Source organism: Nesterenkonia muleiensis (assembly GCF_003600155.1).
GTDB classification, from domain to species: domain Bacteria; phylum Actinomycetota; class Actinomycetes; order Actinomycetales; family Micrococcaceae; genus Nesterenkonia; species Nesterenkonia muleiensis.
Genome location: NZ_QWLD01000056.1, coordinates 18,365 through 45,363, shown reverse-complemented (window position 1 = coordinate 45,363; position 26,999 = coordinate 18,365). Strand labels below are relative to the sequence as shown.

Genomic DNA, 26,999 nt, shown 5'->3' with positions numbered 1-26,999 from the left:
GTCCGGCGCTTCAAGCAGCGGGGAGGTCAAGCTACCGGGCTTCAACCGCGGGTCACCGTTCAGCGCACCGCCATGGATGGCACCGGCACAGTCATCGACCCCTGTGATACGTCTTCCGGGCAGGCTTCTGTTACTACGAAACCACCTTCATCGACCACTGAAGCTGAGTATCAGGCCAGCGCAGGGTTGGTCTGGATCAGGCCGCGGCCCAGGATTTTGCGTTCGTTGAGCAGCTGGTAGGCCTCAGCGGTCTGCTCAAAGGCGAACCGGTGGGTGATCAGCGTCGCCAAGTCGATCTTCCCTTCGGCCGCCAGTTTGATCACCTCAGGCATCGCGGTGGAGGCCGCCGCCCCGAAGGACCCATAGATCCGCAGCTTCCGGCGCACCACCTTGGTGATATCCACATCCATGGTGTGACCGGCCGGGGCAATACCGGCCAACACCGCCCGGCCGCCGTCGTCGAGCATATCGACGGCGAGCTTGACCGTGGGTACCGAACCGAGCGCTTCGAAGGCGACGTCGACCCCGCGCCCGAGCAAGCCCTTGACGCCATCGACCGGATCAGTCTTAGCCGAGTTGATGACATCGGTCGCGCCGAGTTCACGGGCCAAAGCAAGTTTGTCGTCATCGATGTCCACCGCGATCACCCGCTCAGCACCGGCAGCACGAGCCAGGTGGATGATGCTCAGCCCTACACCGCCGGCAGCAATCACCGCCACCGACTCTCCAGGCTGGACATCAGCGACCGTGTTCACCGCACCGTAGCCGGTGAATAGGCTGCAGCCCAGCACCGCGGCCTCGGGCAACGGCACCTCATCCGGCAAGGGGAACACCGCCCGCGAAGGCACCACGCAGTGTGTGGCGTGGCCAGCCATGGAATACATCGCGATGTCTTCACCGTCTCGGGTCAGCCGGGTGGTGCCGTCGTAGAGCTGTCCGGCCAGCCGGTTGTGGTGGAAGAAGGTTTCGCAGATGTCCTCCAGGCCCTTCTCACAGTGCCGGCAGCGCCCGCAGGGCATGATGAAGCTGCAGGCCACCCGATCGCCGGGCTTGACATGGCTGACCCCTTCGCCCACCTCACGCACCACCCCGGAGACCTCATGGCCCAGCACCGCGGGTTTGGGGAATGCCACCTCGTCCTTGATGACGTGCAGATCGGTATGGCACACCCCGCAGGCAGCAACCTCGACCAGCACCTCCTCAGCCCGCGGAGCAGCCACAGTGACGGTGTCAGGGCGCAGCGACGCAGCTCCTTCTCCCTGAACGGGCATCTCTAGCAGAAACGACTTGACCTCTGGCATATGACTGTTCTCCCTTGGTGATGGTCATCACAGTCAGCTTAGTCCTCCGAAAAACATCTTGCTGAGATCATGTCACGCTGAGTTGGTCAGCAGGTAGGTGCCTTCGGAACCAATGCCTCTCACGGACCAGCCTGCGGTCAGCAGCGGATGCATGGTCTGGCGCAGGGCAACCCTCCACTGAGCCGAGACCTCCGGCCGCTGGGTTCGCATCTGGTTGATGTCCACCGGAATTCTGAGCCCGGCGACCTCTGTCCCAGCCGCTGCGACGACGGTCTCCTCTCCGTGCACTGAGGTGCGTGGGGTGCCGTCGTCATCCGGTTCCAGCAGCGTCAGGTGGGGCACCGGCTCGCTGGCCTGAACCTCAGCCTCCAGATCCCAGCAGATGAGAGCGCGGTCGCTGCCCTGGCCGGCGTTGACGGCATCGCGCATCTCGCCGTAGAAGTTCGGCAGGTACGCGGTGAGTCTGGCGCCGAGCTTATGCAGGTTGAACCGGGCGTTCCGGGCGATCAGCGGGTCGAAGGTCCACTCCATGGTGGTGATTCCGCGCTCTAAGCACCAGGCGCGCTGGTGCAGCTTCATCGCCGCACCGACCCCGCCGCGCACCTGGGTGGGCAGTACCCCGGCGATATGCGAATGCATCATCTGCGAGCGCCCACTCACCGGATCCGGGGCGCCGAAGAACCCGACCGTGACTCCGATCAGCCGGTCTGCCGAATAGGCACCAGCCACATAGTTGCCCGCATGCTCCAGGGCGACCAGCAGCCCCGCCTCCAGGGGAGTCTCACCGCGGCCTCCCGGCGCCCAGATCTCTCCGAGAACCTGTGCGGCGGTCTGCATCTGCTCTGCGGAGTGCAGATCACGCACAACGACGCCGGCAGACTCCTGGGCCTGTCCGGCGGCATGCTGTGCCCATCTCACCGTGACAGTGCCTTCGGGGCTCATCCAGCCGCGGGCGGGTCCAGGTGGGCTGCGATGAGTCCGGCCAGCAGCGCTGTGCGCGGGGCGATGTAATCCACCAAGGCGTGTTCGTGCTCGGCATGGGCGCCGGCACCGCAGGCGCCCATGCCGTCCAGGGTGGGGATGCCGGCTGCGGCGGTGAAGTTTCCGTCGGAGGCGCCTCCGACCTCTTCGCCGGTGACGTCCTCTGTGCCGAGGGCTGCTGCGACCTTCTGCGCCCGGGTGAACAGCTCTTCGGCGGCGCCGCGTTCCATCGGCGGGCGGTTGACCCCGCCGGTGACCTCCACACGTGCCCCGGTCACCGGGGAGGTCAGCGCACGGATCTCGTCGTCGACGCGCTCCTGCTCGGCGACAGTGGTGGCACGGGCATCAATGACCACTTCGGCGTAGTCGGGCACGGTATTCGTCGTCGTACCGGCCTTCATCACGGTGGGGGTGACTGTGGTGCCCAGCGCGGGGTCGCCCAGGGCAGCGATCTCCGGGAGCAGCAGTCCCAGCGCGATGCCGGCGTTGATGCCCTTCTCCGGGTCGAGCCCGGCATGAGAGGCAACGCCGTGGACAGCCACGGTGTAGTTGGAGGTGCCTTTGCGCGCCACCTTGTACGAGGTGTCCAGCGCGCCCTCCATGACGAAGACGGCGCGGGCCTCCTCCGATTCCTCCAGCAGCAGATTCTTGGAGGTGATGGAACCGAGCTCCTCGTCGCCGCTGACCAGGATGCACAGGCCGTAGAGGGTATGTCCGGCTTCCTGCAGCAGCTTGGCAGCATGGATGGACATCGCCAGGCCGGTGAGCATGTCGAACACTCCGGGACCGCGCAGGGCATGGCCGTCGTTGCTGAAGGGTTTGCGCGCCAGGGTGCCCACGGGCCACACCGTGTCCTGGTGGGTGATGAGGACCACCTTGGGCTTGTCCGCACCGACCCGCAGCCGGAGGTGGGTGACGTCGTCGATGACGACCGGCTCCGCCTCAAGGCCCAGACGTTCGGCGATCAGATCTGCGACGACGGCGGCGCCTTCGGCCACGGCGTCTTTGTCCTCCGACGGCGTTTCGACCTCGACGAGGGTCTGGATATCGGCGATGATCTGGTCCAGGCGCGACTCTGCGTCCGCCAGCAGTGCAGGTGAGATGACAGGCATGGACTCAGCCTACCGGTGAGTCTAGGCAATCACCGGCAGAAGGAAAACTCTGTTCAGGTCTAGGACCAGTCCACCGAAAGGTACTGAGGTTCGGTGAACTCTTCGATGCCCCAGTGGCCGCCTTCGCGGCCGATGCCGGCTTGTTTGACCCCACCGAAGGGTGCGCTCGGATCGGAGACGATGCCGCGGTTGACCCCGACCATGCCGGCCTCTAGACGTTCGCCGATCCGCATCGCCTGCTGCAGGTTCCCCGCGTAAACATAAGAGGAGAGTCCGACCTCGGCATCATTGGCCTGGGACAGCATCTCTTCGAGGTCGTTCCAGACCACCACCGGCGCCACAGGTCCGAAGATCTCCTCGGTGAGGATCCGCGCATCGGCGGGGACGTCACGCAGCAGGGTGGGCGGAGTGAACGCTTTGGTCGCGGCTGTCTCCGGCACCTGGGCCTGGTAGGCGATGGTCGCGCCGTCGTGCACCGCACCGTCGATTAGTGCTTGGACATCAGCGGCAGCCTTCTCGTGGATCAGCGGTCCGATCTGGGAACCCTCAGCAGGGTCGCCGACCTGGAGCTGGCTGATCCTGGTGCCAAAGGCCTCGATGAACTGCTCAGCGACATCAGCATGGACGTAGAACCGGTTGGCCGCTGTGCAGGCCTGCCCGGAGTTGCGGAACTTCGCGATCATCGCGCCATCCACAGCAGCCTCAATGTCCGCATCTGCAGTCACGATAAACGGAGCATTGCCGCCCAATTCCATCGAGGCATTGACCACCCGCTGCGCACACTGCCCCAGCAGAGTACGCCCCACCGGGGTAGACCCGGTGAAGGAGAGCTTCTTGATCCGGTCATCGGCCAGCAGTGCTGAAACAACCTCCCGGGTGGAGGTCGTCGTCGCCACCTGGACAGCACCCTCCGGCAGACCGGCCCGTTCCAAGATCTCCGCAATCGCGATCGCAGTCAGTGGGGTCTCCCGGGCCGGTTTGAGCACCACTGCGCACCCCACGGCCAAAGCGGGGCCGATCTTGCGAGTGGCCATCGCCGCGGGAAAGTTCCACGGGGTGATCAGCAGCGCGACACCCACTGGATGGTGAGTAACCACATTGCGTACGCCTCCAGCCGGAGCGGTGGTGTACTCGCCCTGCATGCGCACGGCCTCCTCGGCGTACCAGCGGAAGAACTCGGCTGCGTAGCGGACCTCGGCCTCGGCATCGGCCTGAGACTTACCGTTCTCGGCGACGATCAGATCCCGCAGCCGCTCAGCGTCGGCGATCATCAGCTCATACGCCGTGGTGAGGATCTCCGCGCGTTTGCGCGGCGCCACACCGCTCCACTGGAGGAAGGCCTCCTGCGCCACCTTCACCTGGGCCAGGACCTGATCGGCACTGAAGTCCGGAACGTCGTCGAGGTGCTCACCAGTGGCGGGGTTGGTGACGGAAAAGGTGACAGTGCTGTTCATCGGGACTCCAAGGGGTATACGGCTCAAGACAAAGCTGTGAACGGAACTCCAGCCTCACACCAGTTGTGCATGCCGTCCAATACCTGGATCTCATGATGAGTATGCTTGCTGAGCATGGATACTCGTCTGCTGCGCTACTTCGTGACAGTAGTGGAGGCCGGCACCGTCTCTGCTGCGGCACATCAGCTGCATATGACTCAGCCTTCCCTGTCCCGGCAGATCCGGCAGTTGGAGCGGCAGTTGGAGCTGACCCTGTTCTTCCGGCAGCACGGTCGGCTGCATCTGACCACTGAGGGCAGCGAGTTCTACCGAACCGCCCGCGATCTCCTCCAGCGTCATCAGGAGGCCGCCGAGTATGCCGCACACCTGGCCGAAGGCAGAATGGCCAGAATTTCTCTGGCTGCCCCGAACACCACGCTGACTGACATCGTCGCTCCTTTCGTCGCGACCTTCCGGCCCCAAGATCCGGTGCCCTCAGTGACTGAGATGGACATCGACGCGGATCTGCACCTCGCGTTGAACAGTTACGGCATGGTGGTCGCCCCCGTTCGCTGGCCACCGCAAGCTCATGCGCTGCATCTGGCGAATCTGCCGGTCTGGGCGTATGTGCCGGAACGCCACCCCTGGGTGAAGCGCCAGAGCGTTCTTCTGGAGGAGCTGGTCCAGGAGACCCTGATCTTGCCGACCGTCGGGTTCAAAGCACGACGTGTCCTTGATGCCGCCCTGGATCAAGCCCAGCTCAGCGCCACCACGACTTTGGAGACCCGGCACAGCCAGGTCGCCCTGGCCCTGACCGCCGCTGGGCGCGGAGCGGCGATCCTCACCGACGATCCGCGCTACGGCTTACATCAGTTGAAAATCCTGCATCAGGGCGAACCTCTGCAGATCCATCTCTATGCCGCCTGGAGGCCTGGACATCACGCCCACGCCACGCTGGCGAACCTCGCTCAGCGGCTCAAGGAATTTTGCCTGGACCGGTATCCGGGGTGACGTGTACTCACCGACTTTAGCCGGCAGGTGTTCGCCAGTGACTATGACGAGATGTCCAGGCAGCGATCCGTGGTAACGGCAGTCAGACCCCATGTGGACCACTTTCACCTCAGGCTGGGCAGCTTGCTAATCTCATTTAGTAGAACTCTTACGTGATGTTATTGTTGATATAATAATTTATGAGTTTAGATATGGAGTCCAGCATGCGAACCGACAGTTCGATGGAAGAGCTGGGTGCTCACTTCAAATCGTGGCGCATCATGCTTGGTCTGTCACAGGAGCTCGCTGCCCAACGCGCACATATTTCCGTCCCGGCGCTGCGGCGAGTCGAAAGAGGAGACCCAGGAGTCTCTTTGGGCACACTGATGAAGCTTGCAGATGTGCTCCGGATGGACCAACACATGGTCAAGGCTGTCGACCCGCTCAACCATGATCTCGGACGAGCCCGCGCACACATGCTGACGAGGAAGCGGGCGAAGAGGTCGTGATGATCGAAGTCTGCATGGACCAGACGAAAGTCGGCGTGGCCGAGACGGTGGAAACAGGATCACACCAGCGTCGGCTGGTGTTCACCTACGATCGTGACTGGATCGCCTCGCCAGATGCCTTCGCGATATCACCTGAGATGCCTTTGACCTTCGGACCCCACGAACCATTCACCACACGCCATACTCCCTTCTCTTTCGACGATGCCGCTCCTGATCGATGGGGTCGGGACCTGGTCAATGCCGAACACCGCCGCGAAGCCAGAGAAACCAGACAGCGTTGGCAACCCTTGGACGAAGTGGGGCTGCTGCTTGCGGTCAGCGATGAGACGAGGCAAGGCGCACTTCGCTTCCGCGTGGGCGGATCATTCCTCTCTGCACCTACTCGGAGGGCGGAGGTGAAAGACCTAGCTGACCTCCGTCAGGCAGCTGCCAGATTTGAAGAGTCTGGGGTGATCGACGAAGGGGTCCAGCATTTGATCGGCGTCGGGTCATCACCGGGTGGTGCCGCACCCAAAGCCTGGGTTCATGACGAGCACGGCCACATGTGGTTGGCAAAGTTTCCCCGCACATCGGACACCGGGGACGTCTCAGCGTGGGAACTGGTGGCAATCGACTTACAGCGTGCGGCTGGCATAGATGTTCAGCCATCACAGATCGTTCGGCTCGATGAGTTCGAGTCAGTCTTCTTGACCCGGCGCTTCGACCGCGATCGTGATCGGCGCATTCCCTACCAGAGTTTCAAGACGATGTTCATGCTTGATGAGGGGGAGCACAAAGACTACGCATCTCTGTCCCGCGAAGTCTCTCGCATCTCATCTGCTCCCCTCACCGACGGTGAGCAGCTCTTCTCAAGAGCGGCCTTCGGTGTCATGGTCAACAACATCGACGATCACATGCGCAACCATGGGCTCATTCGGTCGGCAGCAGGGTGGAGGCTCGCCCCATCATTCGACGTCAACCCGTCCCGGCGCGGATTCTCCGACACGCCACTTGCACCTGAGGACGACCCAGCCAACCCGGACCTGCGACTGCTGGTGGAGCGGGCCGAGGACTTCCACATGACCAAGCAACAGGCTGCGCGGCGGTTAGCTGATATTGCCCAGGCCGTGGACTCATGGCCCCACCATGCCAAAGGCATCGGGATTGAGAATGATGCTATCGAAGCGATGGGCACAGCTTTCGATGAGAGCCACCGCGATCTTGCGAAAAGACTGGCGGAAACGGTGACAGGTCGAAATCAGACCAGTGCTAGCTCCGAAACCGGTGAAGTGTGGGTGAAACCGCATATGCGTCGTGGTCAACATGTCGAAGGACAATGGCGCAGGCACCGAACGTGATCAGCCCTCATTGACCAGGTAACGGACCTTGTTTCCACAACAACCCCCGTGACGGGTGAAATCCGTTGCGTCCTCGGGTCAGACAGACAGAACCGAGCCGATCGACATCGATGTTTCCAGGGCAGTCAGCGAAGCTTCCAGAGCGCGCAGGCATGGGCGGCGGTGTCTTCGATGAGTCCAGCGGCCTCGGCCTGGAGCTCTGCCAGATCCGCGGCGCCGGGGGCAATGGAGAAGGCCGCGGTGATTCCGTGGGCACGGCATTCGGCCGCGCTGAGCTGCACCGCGCCGGCGATGACGACGACGGCCGCCGAGTCAGGTGCCCGTGAGGCCACCGCATCCACCACTTTGCCACCCAAGGACTGGGAGTCCAGCCGTCCTTCACCGGTGAGCACCAGATCGGCGCCGGCGAGCACTTCCTCCAGTCCCACCGCCTCGGCCACCATAGTGGATCCGGGCACTACCTCGGCGCCCAGCAGGCTCACCAAAGTCAGCGGGATACCGCCGGCAGCCCCAAACCCCTCAGCACTGCGATACGAATCTGCTCTTTCTCCCGTCTTGGCGGCCAGCACCTCAGCCAGCCTCCCGAGACCCTCGTCCAGGACCTTGATCTCTTCGGCCTCCGCACCCTTCTGGGGGCCGAAGACCGCTGCCGCCCCGCGCTGGCCGGTCAGCGGGTTGTCGACGTCGACGGCGATCCGCCAGCGGACCTCACCGGCCCGCGGAGGCAGGCCGGAGTCTTCAATGCTGGCAATTCTCCCGAGCCCTTCCCCGCCGGGCTGTACCGGGGCGCCGCCGTCATCCAAAAACTCAACGCCTAGACCACGCAGGATCCCGGTGCCGCCGTCTGTGGTGGACGAGCCGCCGATGCACAACAGGATCTCCTCCACTTGGGTTCCGTTCACCGAGCCCTCGAGCACATGGCGGGCGATCAGCCCGACCCCGTAGGTATCAGCACGCAGCGGCTGCAGGGGCACATCAGAGACCTGGGGCAGTCCATTGGCCTCAGCTGCCTCAATGATCGCGGTCCGGCCGTCGGGGGACAGCCCGTACCGCGCTTCTGTCTCCCGTCCCAGCGCGTCCACCGTGGCAACCCTCTCCGGTGCTCGGCCCCAGACTGCCAGCAGCGCATCAAGAGTTCCCTCTCCCCCGTCAGCGAACGGCAGCTGGAGGATCTCCGCCTCATCACACACCTGCCGGGCACCGGCGGCCAGGGCTGCAGCGGCTTCGGCGGCGGTCACCGAGCCTTTGAAAGAATCCGGAACACAGACAATCTTCATGCCCTGAGACTATGCCAAGAGGCCGTCTCCAGTGTGCTTTGCGCTACATACTTAGTCTCATCTGCGGCACTGCAGTGCTAATCGTGCGACCATATAGAGCGGTTCAGAAAGCACCAGGACCACCACCTGGAAGCCTGTAAGGACACGAAAGGGATCATGCCGGGTTCACTGCACATCATCACCCTGGTCAAATGGGTGCCCGACGCCCAGCTGGAGCGCTCAATCGGTGAGAACCGCCGTCTTGACCGCAGGGAGGGCATCCTTGGGGAGCTTGACGAGTACCCCTTGGAGGCCGCGCTTCAGATCAAGGAGAACAACGACGCCGCCACAGTGCGCGTCTCTGCCCTCACCATGGGACCGACCGGCGCCTCCGCCGCGGTGAAGAAAGCACTGCAGATAGGAGCCGACGACGGTTTCCACCTCAATGACGAGGCTCTGGCCGCAGCCGATATCTCCGCCACCTCTGCCGCCCTGGCCGCAGCGATCAACTCTGTGCGCGATCCCGACTCCGCTGACTACCTGGTGTTGACCGGCATGGCCTCTGATGACGGCGAATCCGGTGCTGTACCGGCCCAGCTGGCCGCGCGGTTGGGGGTTCCGGCCCTGACCCAGGCCCGCGGCGTCGTGCTCAGCGGTCAGCGGCTGGTGGTGGACCGGATCTCTGGCAACCGGCAGCAGAGTGTTGCCGCGCTGCTGCCGGCGGTGGTCTCGGTGACCGATCAGGCCAATGATCCGCGCTACCCGAACTTCCGGGCCATCATGAAGGCCAGGAAGAAGCCGGTCACCACGCTGGATCTGGCGGATCTGGGCCTGACCGGCCATGCGGTGGAGTCCAAGATCTCGATGATCACCGCCGAGCCCCGCCCCGAGCGCCAGGCCGGTGAGATCATTCACGACGACGGCGAGGCCGGTAAGCAGACCGTCGACTTCTTGACTGAGGAGGGACTGCTGTGACTCAGGTTCTGGTGTTCTTCGACCGGGTGGAGACCGAGCTGAGCCGCGCCCAGGCGGAGCTGCTGACCCACGCCGATGCCCTGGGGGACACGGTGGTGGTAACCGGTTCCCTGCCGGTCACCGGCACTGCACCGCTGGCGGTCAAGGGCGTCACCGGCGTGCTGACCGGTGCTGACCATGTCAACGCGCCGATCTACGCCCCCGACCCCGCGCTGGCCGATGTAGTGGCCGCTGCCGCCGGTGAGCTGGACCCGGACCTGATCCTGGGACTAGATGCTCCGGAGACGGTGGACGCCCTGGCTCGTGCGGCGGTGCTGCTGGAGGCCGGGCTGATCACGGGAGCCACCGGTGTGACCGGCTCGGGTGCGGCCACCAAGTCGGTGCTCGCCGACTCCTGGCACACCACCGCCCAGATCAGTGAGGACGGCCCGCTGATCGCCACACTGCGGCCCAACACCGTCCTGCCAGTATTGGTCGATGCCGCTGAACCCGAGGTGGTGGAGTTGGACGTGGCGGCGTCGTCGGCTGTTGAGATTCTCAAGGAGGCCGAGCTGCCCAGCACTGGGCGGCCCACCCTGACTGAGGCGTCCACTGTGGTGGCCTTCGGCCGCGGTGTGGAAGGTGACCTGAGCCTGGTCGAGGAGCTCGCTGATGAGCTCGGTGCGGCTCTGGGCGCCTCCCGGGTCGCCACTGACGCCGGGTGGATCGACCACTCCGCACAGGTGGGTCAGACCGGAGTGATCGTCTCCCCGAAGCTCTACCTCTCAGTGGGGATCTCCGGGGCGGTCCAGCAGAAGGCCGGCATGCAGACCTCTGGGACCATCGTGGCCATCAATAAGGACGAGGACGCCCCGGTGTTCGAGATCGCAGACTTCGGCGTGGTCGGTGACCTCAACGAGGTGCTGCCGCAGATGATCGAGGAGATCCGCCGCCGGAAGGGTTGAGCAGGTGAACAGTCCACCCATGACATTCACGCCGATGTTCGGAACAATAGCGGCATGACCGAACCGAATCAGGGCCAGGGTCAGCGCCCCAGATGGTACAGCAGCGGCAACGACGACGCAGCCGCCGGAGGGTATCCCGGCAACTCCGGTGAGCAGCCCAACGGCGGAAGTGCCGGGTATGATCACAGCCAGACTGCTGCTCAGGCCGGCGGCTTCGGAATGGGGCCGGCGCAGTATCCTCCAGCGCAGCATCCGCCAACCGGCTACCCGCCGCAGGGATACTCGCCACACGGGTATGCCCCACCCGGATATGGTTACTACTCGCCGACCCCGGGCAGCGATGAGCTGGGGCGTCTTAGCTTCGAGCGGGAGCAGCGGGCCCAGCAGCATGCCACCACAGCCGTGGTGCTGGGGATCATCGGACTCTTCACTCTGCCGGTCATCCTGGGTCCGATTGCGATCTGGCAGGCTTCGAAGGCCCGCAGTCTGGGGCATCAGGCCACTGCGGGCATGGTACTGGGCTGGGTGGCACTGGTCTGGGGCTTCACCGGCTGGCTGATGGGTGCCTTTTTCCTTCTGATCGGGGTTTTCCTGGCTTTTTAGTGCTCCGATCAAGTCCGACATTGAGGAGTAGTTGTCCAGAATCAGATGCACACCCAGACTGGCGGGGCCGCCCGTCAGCGATACCTCACCTGCGCGTAGTGGCGGATTGGGCTGAGTATTACCGCCGGCTCGGCGGGCGAGGGCCGAGTCCGCTTGCGCTTCGGGCAGCCGAACTCGCCTCACCCCCTGGTGTAGCCCTGGACTTAGGATGCGGCGACGGCACAGAGACCAGATTCCTGTTAGAACAGGGATGGAGCGTGATCGCGGTGGACCTGGAGCCTGCGGCCCTTGAACTGACTCGCGAACGTACCGGTGATCACAGCCAGCTAAGCACACACCAGGCCGATCTCGCAGAGTACGAGCCTCCGGCCGCGGATCTCATTCTGGCCTCGGCCAGTCTCCCTTTCGTGCCTCCCGAGCACTTTGGGACCCTGTGGACCCGTCTGCGTGCGGCGCTGAATCCTCAAGGACTGATGGCTGTGCATCTCTTTGGCGACCGGGATTCCTGGGCACATGGCGACAGCGCTGTCGGCGGAATGACCTTTCACCAACGGGCGGAGGCCGAGGCGCTGCTGGAAGGCCTTGAGATCCTCCAGCTGGAGGAACAGGAGTTCGACGGATCCAGCGGCCGCGGCCCGAAGCACTGGCACCGTTTCTCCATCATCGCTGGAACACATCCCCGCCATTCGGAGCCCCGTTAGACTCAGGCGGAAGCCGTTGAGTCACATGGAGCGGGCGACGGGAATCGAACCCGCGTCGTCTGCTTGGGAAGCAGAAGCTTTGCCATTAAGCTACGCCCGCTTGGCCGCCGCCATGAGTGCGAGTGGTCCCACCGTGACGGCGTGCTGAACAGTGTACCGTGCCTACGGTGGTCCACCCCGTTCTGTAGGGTCTCTGCTATGACCATCGAAGTTTCAGCAGTACGTTTCACCCATCTCAGGCCCGACGATCCGGACGGCGCCAGAGAAATTGTGACCTTCATCTCTTCCCACAGCTATCCGTTTCACATGCGGACTGAGCCGTCGGTGAAGCAGGCCGAGGAGAACCTCGCCGGCGGCGACTACGGGCACAACCCGGAGCACTATGAGACCGACGCGGCCGAGGAGACTGACCGCCGGGGCTGGTGGGCGGAGACTCTGGACGGCGAGCGGCTCGGCATCGTGATCCTGGAGGATCTCACTGACGGTGCCCCGCTGTTCGACCTCAGGCTCGCCGAACGGCATCGCGGCCGAGGCTGGGGCGTGCCGATTCTGAAGGAGCTGACCCGACTGGTGTTCGAGACCTATCCCGAGGTCGACCGGTTCGAGGGTCAGACTCGCGAGGACAATATCGCGATGCGCAAAGTGTTCCTGCGCTGCGGGTTCCTCAAGGAAGCTCACTACCGACGAGGATGGCCGGTGGAAGGCAACGAGCCTGTGGCCTCAGTCGCCTATGCCATCCTGCGTCAGGACTGGGCGACCGGATCCACCACCACCTTCGAATGGGAAGACCTCAACCCGGATCCGGTGAACTGAGAGCATCTTCTTGGTGACCGGACGCGGATATGCGCCTGGTGCGCTCAACGGAGTAGAACCCCAGCTTAAGCAGCTCAATGATGAAGAAGACTGCGGCTCCGGCCCCGGTGACCATCACCAGGTGCTCGAAGGACAGCGGAGAGGACTCAAAGAGCTGCTGCAGCGGCGGGGCATAGATGAACAGCAGCTGCAACGCCGTCAGTCCGACGACGCAGTACCAGGCGACCCTGTTGTTGAACAGCGGAGCGAACTTGAGACTGGTGGACTCCAGGGCTTTGACGTTGAACAGGTAGAAGGCCTGACAGACCACCAGCACCGTGGTGGCCAGTGTGCGGGCCGTGTCAAGGTCGTCCCCGGCAGCAGTGCGCCAGAGGAACATGCCCATCGTGGCTGCGGCAATCAGCAGTGACACCAGTCCGATCTGGACAATATGCCGGAGGTTCACAATGCCTGTGGACGGATCACGGGGTCTGCGCTGCATCAGCCCCTGTTCCGCAGGCTCGAAGGCGAAGGCGAAGGCGAGGGTCACCGCAGTCACCATATTGGCCCACAGCACCTGCAGCGGGGTCAGTGGAAGTGTCCACCCCAGCGCGACCGCGAAAAGCACCACCGCCGACTGGGCACCGTTGGTGGGCAGCAGGAAGATGATCGCCTTCCGGAGATTGTCATAGATCCGACGGCCCTCTTCGACGGCGTGCTCGATGGTGGTGAAATTGTCATCGGCCAGGACGATCTCGGCGGACTCCTTAGTGACCTCGGTGCCTTTGACCCCCATGGCGACGCCCACATCGGCCCGCCTCAGCGCAGGGGCGTCGTTGACGCCGTCGCCGGTCATCGCAACTACCTCGCCTTTGGCCTGCAGCGCCTTGACCAGACGCAGCTTATGCTCCGGGCTGGTCCGGGCGAAGACGTTGTGCGCAACCGCCAGCTCAGCCAGCTCATCATCGTCGGCCTCCTCCAGCTGCGCTCCGCTCACCGCTCCGGAACCGCTGTCCAGGCCCATCTGCCGGGCGATCGCGGTGGCAGTGCCGAGATGATCTCCGGTGATCATCTTCACCTGGATGCCGGCGGTGTGGCAGACCTCGATCGCATCCACGGCAGCCTCCCGCGGTGGGTCCACGATGCCGACCACCCCCAAAAAGGTCAGCTCCTCACCCAGATCCTCAAGGGTGAGCCTCTCGGCGTCAGCCTCACCGGCAGCGCGTTCAGCCGCGGCCAGCACCCGCAGCCCCTCAGCAGAGAGCTGCTCAATCCGCTCCTCCCAATAGGCATGGTTCAAAGAGCCCTGACCACCCTCACTGTCCAGCTGAGAGGCAGAACGGGCGAGCAGCCGGTCCGGTGCGCCCTTGACGAGGACACGAGAGGCCCCGCCAACATCGGCGACCGTGCCCATGAGTTTGTTCTCCGAGCTGAACGGCAGCGTGGCAAGCCGCTGAGACGCCGAGGGGTCGGCCCCGATCTTGCCCGCCAGAGACTGCAACGCCCCCTCTGTGGGCTCACCGCTGATCCCCCACCGGCCCTCGTGGTGCACCAGATGGGTGTCATTGGCGATGCTCAGGGCCTCGGTAAGCCGGCGCAGGGCAACATGCTCCAGCCCAACAGTGGCCTCATCCTCATCCACCACCTCACCCTCGGGCGCATATCCGGTTCCGGTGACGGTGAACTCTTCTCCAGCGGTGATCACCCGCTCAACGGTCATCTCATTCTTGGTCAGGGTTCCGGTCTTGTCCGAGCAGATGGTGGTGACACTGCCCAGGGTCTGAACCGCAGGCAGTCTGCGGGTGATGGCACTTCGCCGCGCCATCGCTTGAACACCCAAGGCGAGGGTAATGGTGATCAGTGCCGGCAGGCCCTCGGGGATGGCAGCCACCGCGAAGCTGGCCGCAGCCTGCAGCAGCTCCATGATGTCTGTGCCGTGGAGCAGCCAGCCGGCGAGCACTAGCACCACGGTCATCACCACCACCCCCAGCGTGAGCCAGCGGCCGAAGGTCGCGATCTGCCTGGTCAGCGGAGTCTGCAGTGACTCCACCTCGCTCATCATGGTGTTGATGCGGCCGATCTCGGTGTTCGAGCCGGTGGCGACCACCACGCCGGTGCCCGCCCCGGAGCTGATCATGGTTCCGGAGAAGGCCATACCGCTGCGGTCGCCCAGTGAAGCAGCAGCTTCGGTGGGTGCGGTGTCTTTGGCCGCCGGCACGGACTCGCCGGTCAGGGCTGACTCTTCGATGGTGAGCTCATGAGCTTCGTTCAGACGCAGATCAGCCGGCACCTTGTCGCCGGCGCGCAGCCGCACGAGGTCTCCGGGCACCAGCTCAGCGGCTGCGATCTTCCGCCAGGTCCCCTCCCTCAGCGCAGTGGCCGAGGGCGAGAGCATGTCACGGATGCCCTCCAGGGCGCGTTCGGCCCTGCCTTCCTGCAGGAAGCCCACTGTGGCGTTGACCACCACGACGGCAAGGATCACGATGGTGTCGACCCAGTGCCTGAGCACAGCGGTGAGTGCCGCGGCACCGAGCAGCACATAGATCAGCACATCGTTGAGATGGCGCAGGAAGCGCAGAAGCGCGCTGTCCTTCTTCGCAGCAGGCAGCTCATTCGGCCCGTGCTCATCAAGACGCTTCTGGGCCTCTGCAGCACTGAGGCCGTCGCTGAGATCGGCCTGATACTCACTGAGGACGTCATCGGCGGAGATCGCGTGGGCATCGGTGAGGTGGTGGAGCTTCACGTGGATACTGGCGCGTCCTGTCCTATGCGGCGTCTTCGTTGCTTCCGGTACGACTCTATAACGTCAGGCACACGCCATTCCTGCCCATGAGCAGAAGAGTGCGCCTCCGGGCGTTGATCACATATCCTGAGCGGTGGCCGTGCACCGCCGGTGCACGCACATGCAGGGACAAACGTCACAGCAATGTCAGGAGTCGAGTGTCAGCACTGAGCAGCAGAATCGTCTCCGCCCAAGAGGCCGCCGCACATATCCGCCACGGTGACCGGGCGGGCATGAGCGGCTTCACGGGTGCCGGTTACCCGAAGGAGGTTCCCGGGGCTCTGGCGGCCAGAGCCCAAGAGGCTCACGGCCGTGGGGAGGAGTTCAGCATCGAGCTGTGGACCGGGGCCTCCACCGCACCCGAGCTGGACGGGGTTCTGGCCGGGGCCTCAGCGGTGCACAAACGCCTGCCGTTTCAGTCCGATCCCACCATGCGTGATGCCATTAATGCCGGGCGGGTCGAATACGTGGACGCTCATCTGAGCCATGCGGCCCAGCAGGCATGGTTCGGGTTCTACGGAAAGCTCGACGTCGCGGTGGTCGAGGTGGCTGAGGTCCTGCCCAACGGGCTGTTGGTGCCCGGCAGCTCAGTGGGCAACTCCAAGACCTGGCTGGACCTCGCTGACAAGGTCATCCTGGAGGTCAACAGCTGGCATCCCCGCGCCTATGAGGGTTTCCACGACGTCTACTACGGAACCCGCCTGCCGCCACGGCGGACTCCGCTGCAGCTGCTGGACCCGATGCAGCGGATAGGCGACCCCTACCTGCGGGTGGACCCAGAGAAAGTGGTCGCAGTGGTGGAGACCGACGCCCCGGACCGCAATCTGCCGTTCAAAGCCGCCGATGAGAGCTCCCGGGCCATGGCCGACCATGTGGTCGACTTCCTACGGCATGAGATCAACCACGGGCGTCTGCCGAAGAACCTGCTGCCGCTGCAGTCAGGGGTCGGCAATATCGCCAACGCGGTGATGACCAACCTGGCCCACAGCGAGTTCGAGAACCTCACCGCCTACACCGAGGTCATCCAGGACGGCATGCTGGACCTGATCGACAGTGGGAAGCTCACCGCGGTCTCCGCGACCAGCTTCTCCCTTTCGGCCGAGCACGCCGCGCACTTCAACGAGAACATCGAGAGCTACAAGGGCCGCATTCTGCTGCGTCCCCAGGAGATCTCCAACCATCCGGAGATCATCCGCCGGCTGGGGATCATCGCTATCAACGGGATGGTCGAGGCCGACATCTACGGCAATGTGAACTCCACCCATGTGCTGTCCAGTTCGATCATCAACGGCATCGGCGGCTCCGGGGACTTCGCCCGCAACGCCTATCTGAACTTCTTCGTCTCGCCCTCCACGGCGAAGGGTGGAGCGATCTCCGCCATTGTGCCGTTCGCCAGCCACATCGATCACACCGAGCACGACACCCAGATCCTGGTCACCGAGCAGGGCTTGGCCGATCTGCGCGCGCTCTCGCCCCGGGCTCGTGCCCGGAAGATCATTGAGCACTGCGCCCATCCTGACTACCGGGACCGCCTGCAGGACTACCTCAACCGTGCCGTCGCTGCCAGCCCGAGGGGCCAGCACACTCCCCATCTGCTCCGGGAGGCGCTCTCCTGGCATGAGACCTACCAGCAGCACGGCAGGATGTGAATCACGTCCACTGTCCGTGCAGGAGCCGCTCGATCAGGCCAGCCGGGTCAGGTCCGCCAAATCAGGCGGCTGTCGGGAAATCATGCCCCTATAGACAGCTGATAGTTCAACAACTGCATGAAAGGCCGTTTCAGGAGCGGGCACCAGCTCAGCCCAGCAGGTGCCGGAGATAGCGCTCAGGCGCTTCGAGGTAGCGCCGGTGTGACTGGACCAGCTCCAGCTGCTCCCAGGTGGTTTCCCTGATCCCCCATTCGCCAAGCTCTAAGATAGTGGCGCCGGGCAGTGAAGCCAGAATCGGTGAATGCGTGGCGCAGATGACCTGCGTGCCGCGGGACTGCATCCTGTCCAGTGCTGCCACCCAGCTCAGCAGTGAGGTAAAGGACAGGGCCGCCTCCGGCTCATCCAGGCATACCAGTCCCTGGACGAACTGCTGGTGGTCCAGATAGGACTCAAGCAGGCTGTTGAAAGACTCTCCGTGGCTGAGCTGATGCAGATCCGGGCCCGGGCTTCCGATCTCCTGCCGCCAGGTGTAGTAGCCGTGCATGGTCTCCGCGCGCAGGAAGAACCCGAACCGGGGCGCCCCGGGACCTCGGATAACCTTCAGCCACTGGCCCAGCGGGGATTCGGTATCAGCGGTCCGCGCCCCACCATGGGTAGTTCCGCCCTCCGGCGGCAGTCCGAACGCCTGGGCGATTCCCTCCACCAACGTGGACTTGCCCGAACCGTTCTCCCCCACCAGGAACGTCACTCCCTCCTGGGGTTCGAAGCCTTCCCCTCCGCACTGCTGCAGGAAACCGGCGACTGCCGGCACTGTGGCCGGCCAGGCGCCGTCGTCGACTTCAGCATCTGCGTAGAGGAGGATCTCGCGGATGGGACGCTCATCCTCCAGCCAGCTCTTCTTCGCCACGTCACCAGCCTAGACCGAGGCCCGGAGCCGGGCCAGCAAGATCAGAGCCGCATAATCAGACAGTTGTTGACAAATCGTGCCCCTATAGAGAGCGGACAAGTCAACAGCTGTCTGAAAAGGTCGTTGCGGGAGCCGGCCGACCAGCCCAGCCCGGGCCAGGCCATGCGGAGAAACCTTCGCCACGCTTACGAGGCGCTCTTCCGCCGGGCAGCAGCCCGCTGATTGTCCTGGTGAACGGTCCACCAGGTGGAGACCGAGGCTGCCAGGCTCATCGCCACCCGCGGGGCTGGTATCCGCATCTTTCGCACCAATGTCTCCGCGGCGGTGTCGGACCAGAAGGATATCCTCCCGCCGGCATAGGCGGCCGCACCGGCAGAGACCGCGAGCGCAGCACGCGTTGCCGGTCTGACCTCGGGGAACTTCACCTCTTCGGGATCCTGACCCTGCCATTGGCTGAGCCTGCGCAGCACCGCGGTGGTCGTCCCGGGAGTCGCGGCCATCGCCGTCACCGAGAGCGTGGGTACCCAGATCATCGTCTGGCGTAGCCACGCGGGGTACTTTCGGGCGGGGATCAGCGTCAGAGCACCGATAACTGCTGCCTGGCCCCACGGATCCTTGGAGAAGCTGTAGCCGTTCTCAGTCATGGTCCCACTCTAGAGAGAACGACAACGACGCACATCCTTCGTGGGGATGACATCGGCCGCTGTTCCGGCACTGTCCCCGGAAGTCCGGCAGCTCAGGCGGGAGCGGGTGCCTCGGCGGTGGTGACCGCGTCGTCGTGCCTTCTGCTGCGCCTGTGGGGCCTGCGCCACTGGGCGATGGCCACCCCGATCAGGCAGACGGTACCGCCGATGATCGCCAGGGCCGGCGGGACCTCGGCCAGGAAGAGCCATGCCATCAGCACCACGATCGCCGGAACCGTCAGCGTACTGGCTGCCACCCGGCCGGCGGGGAAGTGCATCATGGCGTAGCCCCAGAAGATGAAGGCCACCGCGGTGGGGCCGATGCCCATATAGACCGCCCCCAGGATGCTGGCGGCGGAGGCTGCCTGAATCTCGCCAATGGTCTGCGGGATGAACGGCAGCAGCACAACGGCGCCAGCCGCACAGGCGATCCAGGTGGCCGTCAGCGGATCGGTGTGCCGCAGGGTGAGCTTCTGAATCAGCATCCCTACCGCGTAGAGCACAGCAGCAGAGACCGCGATCAGCAGTCCGGCCAGCGAGAGCCGGCCAGTGCTGCCGGCAAAGGTAATCAGTCCGATGCCGACTAAGGAGACAGCCATGCCGGCGAAGAGCTGACGGGGAAACCCTTCGCCGAAGAACAGCCCGCCGCCGAGTGCCACCAGCAGCGGTGCCAGGTTCACCAGCATGGCGATGGTCCCTGCGTCCAGGAAGTGGCCGGCCCAGTTGAACACCAGCGTGTAGACCGCGAACCACACCACGCCGAAAGCCGCACCCAGGATCAGCCCCCGGCGGCCCGGAAGGCGGAGCTTTCCACGGCGCATCCACAACAGCAGCGCCGAGAGCGCAGCCATACCCGCCACCAGCCTCAGCAGGGCCATCGGGCCCGGAGACAGTTCATCTGCGAAAGCGCGGATCACCACGAACGACGAGGCCCACATCAGCACGGTGGCGCTGATCGCCAGTATTGCCAGTTTCGGTTTCATGGGAACAATCCTCCCCGCACGCGTCTATACAGCACAAGCGAATATTTCTTCACGATAATTCAGTTCTCCTTTATAGTTGGTGCATGTTCGATCTCAACCGCCTCAGGACATTCCGCGCAGTGCTGGCCGGAGGCTCGGTCAACGGGGCGGCTGCCAATCTGGGCTACACGCCCTCGGCGATCAGTCAGCAGCTCCACACCCTGCAGAGGGAGACCGGGCTGACCCTGCTGGAGCGGCGCGGGCGCGGGATCGCTCCAACTGCCGCGGGCCTGCGCTTCGCCGAGGAAGCCGCCGGGCTCATGGAGCAGGCTGACCGGCTCAACACCGCGGTCAAGGATCTGCGCTCGGGGCGCACCGGATCGCTGCACGTGGCGCACACCTCATCAGCGGGCATCGCGTGGATGCCGTCCATCGTGGCCGCGATGGCCCGGGAGTTCCCTGAGCTGCAGCTGGACCTGCGCTTGGGCGAGCAGCTCCAGGATCCGGAGTGGGAGCCCGATGTGGAGATCGTCGTCAGCGACGACGCCACACCACCAGCACCGGCCGGCTACCTCACCGAACCGCTGATCACCGAACCCTACGTGGTGATCATGCCCAAGGATCACCCCTTGGCTGGCCGGTCCGAGATACCGCTCTCCGAGCTGGCCGATGAGATCTGGATCGACAACGAGCCTGTCGACGGGCCCTGCCGCAGGATCCTGGTGGACGCCTTTGCGGCAAGCGGGTTCACTCCGTCCTTCCGCCTGGAGGCCCAGAACGACGCCGCGGCAGTCGCCTATGCGGGCGCCGGAGCGGGCATCACCGCTATGGCCAGGCTCAGTGTCGCCGCGGTCCGGCCCGGTGATAGCGTCGCGGTGGCGAACCTGGTCGATCCAACTCCCACCAGAACTGTAGCGGTCCAGGCAAAGAACAGCCCTACCATGAGCGCCTCCGTCCGCCGCTTCCTCGAACTCCTCAGAGAGCGCGTCAGAGCATCGCTCTGAGGTGACGCAGATTGCGGCTCCGAATCTCCCCGGACCGGCCGGCTGGTCCGCTTATCAGCTTCTTGGTGTGCGCAGGACCAGGCTGACCCCACCCTGGAAGCTTCACGAAGGGGAAGACGATGAGCAAAGGACACTGTGAACTGTCAGGGAACGTCGAGGTTCTGTCACCGGCAGATGAAGACCAGGCTCCTATTGTGGTGAGGTGAAAGCGGCCCTCATCAGACTCTTCTCTGAACCGGACTCTGATCCTGGCCGATGTCGCCGAAGAGAGCCTCACGAGGAGGAACCCACCATGGCTGACACCGCCATCCCGGGAACCAAAATTGCACTGCTGACCACCAACGGCGTGGAGCAGCCGGAGCTGACCGATCCGATCGCCGCTATTGACCAAGCCGGCGGCACTGCCGTGGTGGTCTCCCCCGAGGAGGGGCAGATCCAGGCGATGAAGAGCGACTGGGAGCATGCCGATCATTTCGATGTCGACGTCCACCTGCCCTCTGCCGATGCTGATGATTACGCCGGTTTGGTGCTGCCCGGTGGCACCCTGAACGCCGATACACTGCGCACTGACGAGCATGCCCAGCGCTTCGTCAAGGCTTTCTTCGAGGCCGGCAAACCGGTAGCCGCCATCTGCCACGGGCCGTGGATCCTCACCGAGATCGGTGTATTACCCGGCCGGACGGTGACCAGCTACGCCTCGCTGAAGACCGATCTGGTCAATGCCGGGGCAGAGTGGATCGATGAGTCCGCCGTGATCTCTAATGGTTTGGTCACCTCCCGCAATCCCGGCGACCTGGAGGACTTCAACCGCGCCTTCCTCTCCCTGGTCGCCGGATAGTGTGGAGACATGACCACACCAACTCCAGAACCCACCCAGCTCGGCCAGCTCCGCCGCGAGCGGCTGCTGTCCTCGCGTCTCTACGTCTGCACTGATCTGCAGCGGTTCATCGCCTTTCCCGACGCCGGTCCGGTGGAGGAGCTGGGCTTTGAGGCGCTGCGAAGGTTCTACGCAGATGCTTTTGCCGGCGGGGTGGACATTATTCAGGTCCGGGACAAGCAGGTCTCGGCGCAGACTGAGATCGCTGCGCTGACCCTGCTGAAGGAGGTCGCCGATGAGTACGGTGGGCTCTCTGCGGCCAATGACCGTGCGGATCTGGCACTGATCACCGGAGTGGATGTCTTCCACGTGGGACAGGAGGATCTCTCCACCGCCCAGGCCCGGTCAATCCTGGGCGATGATGTGGTCATCGGGCGTTCCTGCCAGTCGTTTGATCAAGTGCGTGAGGCCGATTCGGATATCGGCATCGACTACTACTGCACCGGGCCGGTGTGGGAGACCCCCACCAAGCCGGACCGTGCCGCGGTGGGCACCGATCTTCCGGCCCAGGCCGCCTCACTGGAGTCTGCCACGCCGTTCTTCGCCATCGGCGGCATCAATGCCGAGAACATCGGTGAGGTCACCGCGGCCGGCGCCGACCGCGTGGTGGTCGTGCGCGCGGTGACCGCGGCTGAAGACGTGACCTCTGCCGCGAGCGCGCTCCGGGAGCGGCTTCCGGCTTAGCCTTCTTGGCGCTCAGCTGACTGCGGCCAGAACCTGCTTTCCGGCCGCGGGCGATGCCGATGAACTCCTGGATGAGGTCGTCGTCGCGGTCGCGCAGCCAGGCCAGCCCGGTGTCGAAGCCGGGAGAGTCCTCTATTCTGCGGATCACCACGTCCTTGCGGCTGAGCATCCGGGCCACCGAATTCGGCAGTACTACGACGCCGGCGCCGCTGGCAACCACCTCCAGCGCCGTCCGCTCCGCCCGCGCTAGGTCGGCACCCGCCTTGGAACTGTGGATATCTGCCGGACCGCTGCCGGCAATCATAGCTTTGGGGTCAAGGGAACTTTCCTTGGCAAGCTCATCGACGGAGACCGAGTCCTCTGCCGCGGCGATCCAATGACCGGCGGCAGCGCACACCACCGGCTCCTCTCGGTAAAGCAGAACCCGGTGGCAGAGGTCTCTATCTACCTGGTCTTCGCCTTCTCGGAACCGAATGTAGCCGAGGTCCACGGTGCCTGCGGCAATCCGCTCAAGCTGGCCGGCGTCGTCGTAGTGCCGTAGTTCCAGCCCATGGCTCGGATACCTGTGCTGCCACCGATCGACCCATTTGTCCGGCGTCGCCCCCGGAATCGTCCCAAGAATCACATCCTCAGACTACGTGTAGATGATTTTGTGTCACACTAGTAGACTTGAGTATATGGCAACAACGACGATTCGTGTGGATGAGAAAGTGCGTGCACGCATCGCGGAGCGCTCCAAAGCACAGGGCAAGCCGATGTCACAGGTCATCGAGGAAGCTCTGGAAGCTCAGGCCGACCAGGAGTTCTGGGCTGAAGTGCGCCGGACTATGACTACGCCACAAGCCAGGGAAGATCTGAGGAATGAGGCGGAGAAACTCAGCGGCGGCTACCAGGAACTCCTGGATGAGGATGAGGACTGGGGCCACTTACTGTGAGAAGGGGAGAGGTGTGGCTCTGCGACTTCGGCGAGCCTATTGGCCATGAACCCGGAGCTGTGCGACCCGCAGTCATGGTGTCTGCTGACCAGACTGCGGAGTATGACCTCCCAATAGTCCTGCCGATCAGCAGAACCCGGCGTGGCTACCGCACGCATATCGAGGTCGAGCTAAGCGGCGAACCGTCTTATGTGCAGTGCGAACTCATCTGCGTGCGCAGCGCTCAGCGCCTCCTGCATAGAGTTGGTGAACTCGACCCACTGGAGATAATCCGCATCGAGAACATCCTCCGCAGGCTTCTGAAGCTCTGAAAATCCTCACACACTGCACTTCCGCATAGTGGCGGTGACGAACTTGGCCAGGAAGCCGATCGTAGAGTCGGGTGGTGCCAGGCAGAGCTAAGCCATGGGCTCTGCGTCCACCGAACGGCTCGGTCAGACGACGTTTTTGCGGAGGAAGTCCACACTGCGGTCCCAGGCCAGGCGGGCCTTCTCGGCGTCGTAGGTGCCGATGAGGTTCTCGTCATTGTGGAAGGCGTGGCCGGCGTCGTAGTAGAAGAACTCGACGTCTGCGCCGGACTCCTCCCGGATCTGCTCCTCCTGACGACGAGCCTCGGCCTCAGGGTACATCGCATCCTGCGACGCGTAATGCCCCTGGACGGCTGCCTGCACCCCGGTGTAGCTGTTGGGGACCGCCTGGCCGACCCCGTAGAACGGCACTGCCGCGGAGACTTTCTCGCCCTGCTGGGCGGCCAGCGCCAGGACGAAACCCCCACCCATGCAGAAACCGATGGTCCCTACCGAGGCTGAGGTGACATTGTCGTGGGCAAGCAGGAAGTCGGTGGCACCGGCCAGCTGACGGGCACCCTCCTCCGCCGGAAGCGTGGACATCATCTCTCCGGCCTCATCGCCGTCGTGGGTGATCCAGCCTCCGTAGAGATCCGGGGCCAGGGCCACGAAACCCTCGACGGCGAGCCGGTCAGCAACGTCTTTGATGTGGTCGGTCAGGCCCCACCACTCCTGGATGACGATCACACCAGGCCCTGAACCGCTGGGCGGGATGGCCAGGTAACCGTGGCCGGTGTCGGTCACCTCGGCACCGGGAAGCGGGAAGGTGATGTTCTGGTGCGGGGTCTTCTCAGCCATGAAGTCCTCCTTTGCCTTGCTCTGTGAATCTCTAACTACCTTAATCCCCCTTGCGAGCTGAAGGTAGGGGATAGCATGAATCCCACGGCAGATCTGGGACGGAAAGGGTCCAATGACAGGCGAGAACAACCGCATTATTCACATTTACACGTTCATAGCGCCAAAGACGTTGACCGATGAAGTACTCGCTCAGGGGCCCGCAGAGTCTTTCGAATCATCCCTCCCGTTGGGCCGGTTCACCATCCATTTGGCCCACCTGGAGCACCAGGCCACCGCGCAGTTCCGTGTTCTCGCCGAGGGGAGGCTCACCTCAGCCCAACTCTCGCTGAAGGATGAAGAGTCCACCCCAGAGGCCACTTACGCGTGGAGGATCATCTCAGACTGTAAACGGGCCATTCAACTGCACATGGAGTCTTCACGGCACTGCACATCCGCCGATATCGCCCAGGATCTGTCCATCATGTGCCACCAGCGCCACCAGCTGCTCATCGACGGACTTCCGCTCCCGCACTGGACAGCCGAGCAGATCTCAACCGCTCCCACAGAGCTAGCCTGGGAGCAGGACGTTCTGCAGATCGTGGCAGCCGGAGCAGAGCCCGGCCGAATCATGGTGCAGGAGCGGGTGAACAACGGATTTTCCCACTCTCTGGACCAGATCATTCTCCGGGATGCATCCGGCCAACGCACTCACCGCCCACCAGCGATCAAATCCCCCGGAATGCTCAACCTCACGCCAGATCAAGCCGGCAGCCATGGGCGCGGCGTGCTGGCAGTCGCGGGCCAGGACGAGAACACCGTGAACGCCATCTACCTCACCGCCGCCACCCTGTTAGCAGGATTGTCGAGGCTGCGCATCGTGCGCCGAGATGTGACGGAAAAGCTCAAACACCTCCGGGTTCTCGAGGGTGACGACGTTCAGCTGAACCGGATCCAGGATCTCACGGAGGCAGTGCGCAAACTACAGCTGGACCTCACAGTGGGTGTGGAAACCTATGTTGACGGGATACATCTTCCTGAACTGGTGGTCGACGAATTCCGCAAGAGCTTCCAGGAGTCCCTGGGCCTGATCACTAGTCTGGCCTCCACCCAATCGCTCCTGGAATCATTGTCCCGAGTCTCCGAGACCTACCTGGCTGAATCCCGCACAGAGCGCGAGCGGCGCAACGTCCGAATTCGCGAGACGTGGCAGATCATCGCGCTGGTGGCCTCGGCCGTGATCTTCCCCTTCGGCTTACTGCTCTCCTACTTCGGGATGTCCACCAACCTCGACATTCCACCTGAAACATCGGCCTTCGATATGAACGCCTACGGCGTACCCTGGCTGATCACCCTGCTCAGCAGCAGCGTGATTCTTGTCATCGCTGTCGCCCTTTCGATCCGCAATCGTCTAAGGAGTTCAGCGTGAATGCCTCGACGGGCCATACGGTGATGGTCTCGGCGCACCGGTCAGGTGCCGAACTCGACATATCAGCAGAGAACCGCCGCCCCACCCTTATCGGTTCCGCTGAGGCCGCATACGACTTCGTAGAATTCGATGTGCAACGCTGCAAGGACGGCACTTTCGTGCTCCATCATGACAATTATGTGGTCATCAACGGCCAACAACGCCCCATTGGTGCTGTCGACTACGATGAGCTCACCGCGGTACAGAGCGAAATCGTTACCCTGAACGAGGCCTTAGACATCCTTCGGGGAAAGTCCAAGGCACATGTGGACCTCAAGTTCACCTCACCGCCGGAGCTCTATGATGACCCTGCCTCAACCTATGAAGTGGAGGCGGCCAGCCTGGTCATCGAAAAGATGGGCGTAGCCAACTGCATCATCACGACGTTAGAGGACCCGTCCGTCCTGACAGTGCGCCGATGGGCCGAGCATAGATACCCGGCTTTGCTGGTAGGTCTCTCCTTGGGCCGAAGCGCTGAGGAGTTGAGTCCTACAGCCACCCTGAGCCTGCGGCTGCGTGAGATCTTCCCCGAACGGCGCCTCCGCACATGCCGGGCAAACCTCATTGTGGCGAATAAACAGCTGGCCAAGTTACGGCTGGCGCGGCTGGCGCAGAAGATGGGCCTGCCACTGCTGGTGTGGACCGTCGATGAAGAGGAGGAACTCCGCGCCTGGCTCAGCGACAGCCGCGCCTGGCTGGTGACAACAAACTTTCCGAGACGCGCGCTGGCAATCCGCGAAAGCCTATGATGGAGCGTTCATCCCGAGGGGTTCCACTGGAGATCACAACTGTGACATCCTCCGTTCTAACCGGTTCAGCACATACTCCCAGCGAATCCGCTCCTGCACGCCGAAATGCCTAATGAAATCCCCGCGGGGCATCCTTGAGGTCTGGCCCGGCTAGGCCCAGATACTCCCTGAGCATGCTGCGGTTCCATATCAACGCTGGAGGGAATGGTCAGCGGCCACGCAGAGGTTGTCCATAGATGGAGTA

The 26,999-nt window shown here is 63.7% G+C and carries 27 protein-coding genes and 1 tRNA gene; 16 read left to right on the top strand and 12 right to left on the bottom strand.

Translation table 11 applies throughout. The features are described from left to right. Positions 1–170: 170 nt before the first annotated feature. The 4 genes from DVO78_RS16415 to DVO78_RS16400 form a co-directional block, all read right to left on the bottom strand. A complete protein-coding gene (locus DVO78_RS16415; protein ID WP_202912231.1) occupies positions 171–1,301 on the bottom strand; it encodes a zinc-binding dehydrogenase in 1,131 nt (376 codons plus the stop codon). Positions 1,302–1,373: 72 nt separating this feature from the next. After that, entirely contained in the window at positions 1,374–2,219 is an 846-nt protein-coding gene (locus tag DVO78_RS16410; protein ID WP_238385371.1) for a hypothetical protein, read from the bottom strand. Between the two features lie 20 nt (positions 2,220–2,239). Then, positions 2,240–3,394: a M20 family metallopeptidase gene (locus DVO78_RS16405; protein WP_120006530.1), complete on the bottom strand. Its 1,155-nt coding sequence runs from the start codon at positions 3,392–3,394 to the stop codon at positions 2,240–2,242. A gap of 59 nt (positions 3,395–3,453) precedes the next feature. Then, the gene (locus DVO78_RS16400) at positions 3,454–4,848 is read right to left on the bottom strand and encodes an NAD-dependent succinate-semialdehyde dehydrogenase (protein ID WP_120006528.1); all 1,395 of its coding nucleotides are present in this window, start codon (positions 4,846–4,848) and stop codon (positions 3,454–3,456) included. A gap of 114 nt (positions 4,849–4,962) precedes the next feature. Here DVO78_RS16400 and DVO78_RS16395 point away from each other — a divergent pair, with 114 nt between their 5' ends. The 3 genes from DVO78_RS16395 (at position 4,963) to DVO78_RS16385 (ending at position 7,663) form a co-directional block, all read left to right on the top strand. Further along, a complete protein-coding gene (locus DVO78_RS16395; RefSeq protein ID WP_120006526.1) occupies positions 4,963–5,838 on the top strand; it encodes a LysR family transcriptional regulator in 876 nt (291 codons plus the stop codon). Between the two features lie 179 nt (positions 5,839–6,017). Beyond that, positions 6,018–6,326 (top strand): helix-turn-helix domain-containing protein, encoded by a 309-nt coding sequence (locus tag DVO78_RS18500; RefSeq protein ID WP_120006524.1) that lies wholly within the window; start codon positions 6,018–6,020, stop codon positions 6,324–6,326. A gap of 14 nt (positions 6,327–6,340) precedes the next feature. Then, positions 6,341–7,663 (top strand): type II toxin-antitoxin system HipA family toxin, encoded by a 1,323-nt coding sequence (locus DVO78_RS16385; protein ID WP_162301605.1) that lies wholly within the window; start codon positions 6,341–6,343, stop codon positions 7,661–7,663. Between the two features lie 125 nt (positions 7,664–7,788). Here the strand turns inward: DVO78_RS16385 and DVO78_RS16380 are convergent, their stop codons facing one another. Next, on the bottom strand, positions 7,789–8,940 hold the full coding sequence (locus tag DVO78_RS16380; RefSeq protein WP_120006520.1) for a glycerate kinase: 1,152 nt from the start codon (positions 8,938–8,940) through the stop codon (positions 7,789–7,791). A 156-nt stretch (positions 8,941–9,096) separates the two neighbouring features. Here DVO78_RS16380 and DVO78_RS16375 point away from each other — a divergent pair, with 156 nt between their 5' ends. From DVO78_RS16375 to DVO78_RS16360, 4 genes are all read left to right on the top strand, one after another. Then, entirely contained in the window at positions 9,097–9,894 is a 798-nt protein-coding gene (locus DVO78_RS16375) for an electron transfer flavoprotein subunit beta/FixA family protein (protein WP_202912230.1), read from the top strand. After that, entirely contained in the window at positions 9,891–10,838 is a 948-nt protein-coding gene (locus tag DVO78_RS16370) for an electron transfer flavoprotein subunit alpha/FixB family protein (RefSeq protein WP_120006518.1), read from the top strand. Before DVO78_RS16375 ends, DVO78_RS16370 begins: the two co-directional genes overlap by 4 nt. Positions 10,839–10,892: 54 nt before the next feature. Beyond that, on the top strand, positions 10,893–11,441 hold the full coding sequence (locus DVO78_RS16365; protein WP_120006516.1) for a DUF4190 domain-containing protein: 549 nt from the start codon (positions 10,893–10,895) through the stop codon (positions 11,439–11,441). 98 nt (positions 11,442–11,539) lie between these two features. Further along, positions 11,540–12,142, top strand: coding sequence for a class I SAM-dependent methyltransferase (locus DVO78_RS16360; protein ID WP_120006514.1), 603 nt, complete (start codon positions 11,540–11,542; stop codon positions 12,140–12,142). 26 nt (positions 12,143–12,168) lie between these two features. On the opposite strand, the gene DVO78_RS16355 is transcribed toward DVO78_RS16360, so the two are convergent. Further along, positions 12,169–12,242: transfer RNA gene (locus DVO78_RS16355), tRNA-Gly, on the bottom strand. Positions 12,243–12,340: 98 nt separating this feature from the next. Here DVO78_RS16355 and DVO78_RS16350 point away from each other — a divergent pair. Further along, a complete protein-coding gene (locus DVO78_RS16350) occupies positions 12,341–12,955 on the top strand; it encodes a GNAT family N-acetyltransferase (protein WP_120006512.1) in 615 nt (204 codons plus the stop codon). On the opposite strand, the gene DVO78_RS16345 is transcribed toward DVO78_RS16350, so the two are convergent. Continuing rightward, positions 12,933–15,677 (bottom strand): HAD-IC family P-type ATPase, encoded by a 2,745-nt coding sequence (locus DVO78_RS16345; protein ID WP_202912229.1) that lies wholly within the window; start codon positions 15,675–15,677, stop codon positions 12,933–12,935. The two genes, DVO78_RS16350 and DVO78_RS16345, sit on opposite strands and share 23 nt — an antisense overlap. Before the next feature lie 197 nt (positions 15,678–15,874). Between DVO78_RS16345 and DVO78_RS16340 the strand changes: the two genes are divergently transcribed. Further along, the gene (locus tag DVO78_RS16340) at positions 15,875–17,365 is read left to right on the top strand and encodes an acetyl-CoA hydrolase/transferase family protein (RefSeq protein ID WP_238385370.1); all 1,491 of its coding nucleotides are present in this window, start codon (positions 15,875–15,877) and stop codon (positions 17,363–17,365) included. A gap of 148 nt (positions 17,366–17,513) precedes the next feature. Here the strand turns inward: DVO78_RS16340 and DVO78_RS16335 are convergent, their stop codons facing one another. From DVO78_RS16335 to DVO78_RS16325, 3 genes are all read right to left on the bottom strand, one after another. After that, a complete protein-coding gene (locus tag DVO78_RS16335) occupies positions 17,514–18,272 on the bottom strand; it encodes an AAA family ATPase (protein ID WP_120006506.1) in 759 nt (252 codons plus the stop codon). Between the two features lie 185 nt (positions 18,273–18,457). Beyond that, on the bottom strand, positions 18,458–18,916 hold the full coding sequence (locus tag DVO78_RS16330) for a hypothetical protein (RefSeq protein WP_120006504.1): 459 nt from the start codon (positions 18,914–18,916) through the stop codon (positions 18,458–18,460). Positions 18,917–19,008: 92 nt separating this feature from the next. Further along, positions 19,009–19,938: a DMT family transporter gene (locus tag DVO78_RS16325; RefSeq protein ID WP_120006502.1), complete on the bottom strand. Its 930-nt coding sequence runs from the start codon at positions 19,936–19,938 to the stop codon at positions 19,009–19,011. Positions 19,939–20,021: 83 nt separating this feature from the next. Here DVO78_RS16325 and DVO78_RS16320 point away from each other — a divergent pair, with 83 nt between their 5' ends. From DVO78_RS16320 to thiE, 3 genes are all read left to right on the top strand, one after another. Continuing rightward, positions 20,022–20,921 carry a LysR family transcriptional regulator gene (locus DVO78_RS16320; protein WP_120006500.1) on the top strand — a complete coding sequence of 300 codons (900 nt, stop codon included), beginning with the start codon at positions 20,022–20,024 and terminating at the stop codon, positions 20,919–20,921. A 292-nt stretch (positions 20,922–21,213) separates the two neighbouring features. After that, complete coding sequence (locus DVO78_RS16315; protein WP_120006498.1) at positions 21,214–21,759, top strand: type 1 glutamine amidotransferase domain-containing protein; 546 nt, start codon at positions 21,214–21,216, stop codon at positions 21,757–21,759. Between the two features lie 9 nt (positions 21,760–21,768). Next, on the top strand, positions 21,769–22,482 hold the full coding sequence (gene thiE, locus DVO78_RS16310) for a thiamine phosphate synthase (RefSeq protein ID WP_120006496.1): 714 nt from the start codon (positions 21,769–21,771) through the stop codon (positions 22,480–22,482). On the opposite strand, the gene DVO78_RS16305 is transcribed toward thiE, so the two are convergent. Then, positions 22,379–23,107, bottom strand: a complete 729-nt coding sequence (locus DVO78_RS16305; RefSeq protein WP_120006494.1) for a LysR substrate-binding domain-containing protein — start codon at positions 23,105–23,107, stop codon at positions 22,379–22,381. The genes thiE and DVO78_RS16305 overlap by 104 nt on opposite strands. A 52-nt stretch (positions 23,108–23,159) precedes the next feature. Here DVO78_RS16305 and DVO78_RS16300 point away from each other — a divergent pair, with 52 nt between their 5' ends. Together DVO78_RS16300 and DVO78_RS16295 are read left to right on the top strand one after the other, a co-directional pair. Further along, complete coding sequence (locus DVO78_RS16300; protein ID WP_157984099.1) at positions 23,160–23,417, top strand: ribbon-helix-helix protein, CopG family; 258 nt, start codon at positions 23,160–23,162, stop codon at positions 23,415–23,417. Continuing rightward, positions 23,414–23,728, top strand: a complete 315-nt coding sequence (locus DVO78_RS16295) for a type II toxin-antitoxin system PemK/MazF family toxin (protein WP_157984098.1) — start codon at positions 23,414–23,416, stop codon at positions 23,726–23,728. The genes DVO78_RS16300 and DVO78_RS16295 overlap by 4 nt, the downstream gene beginning before the upstream one ends. A gap of 123 nt (positions 23,729–23,851) precedes the next feature. Here DVO78_RS16295 and DVO78_RS16290 read toward each other — a convergent pair whose 3' ends face one another. Further along, complete coding sequence (locus DVO78_RS16290; RefSeq protein WP_120006488.1) at positions 23,852–24,562, bottom strand: dienelactone hydrolase family protein; 711 nt, start codon at positions 24,560–24,562, stop codon at positions 23,852–23,854. 169 nt (positions 24,563–24,731) lie between these two features. Between DVO78_RS16290 and DVO78_RS16285 the strand changes: the two genes are divergently transcribed. Both DVO78_RS16285 and DVO78_RS16280 read left to right on the top strand, forming a co-directional pair. Further along, the gene (locus DVO78_RS16285) at positions 24,732–25,967 is read left to right on the top strand and encodes a hypothetical protein (protein WP_157984097.1); all 1,236 of its coding nucleotides are present in this window, start codon (positions 24,732–24,734) and stop codon (positions 25,965–25,967) included. Beyond that, a complete protein-coding gene (locus DVO78_RS16280) occupies positions 25,964–26,755 on the top strand; it encodes a glycerophosphodiester phosphodiesterase (RefSeq protein WP_120006484.1) in 792 nt (263 codons plus the stop codon). The genes DVO78_RS16285 and DVO78_RS16280 overlap by 4 nt, the downstream gene beginning before the upstream one ends. Positions 26,756–26,999 lie beyond the last annotated feature (244 nt).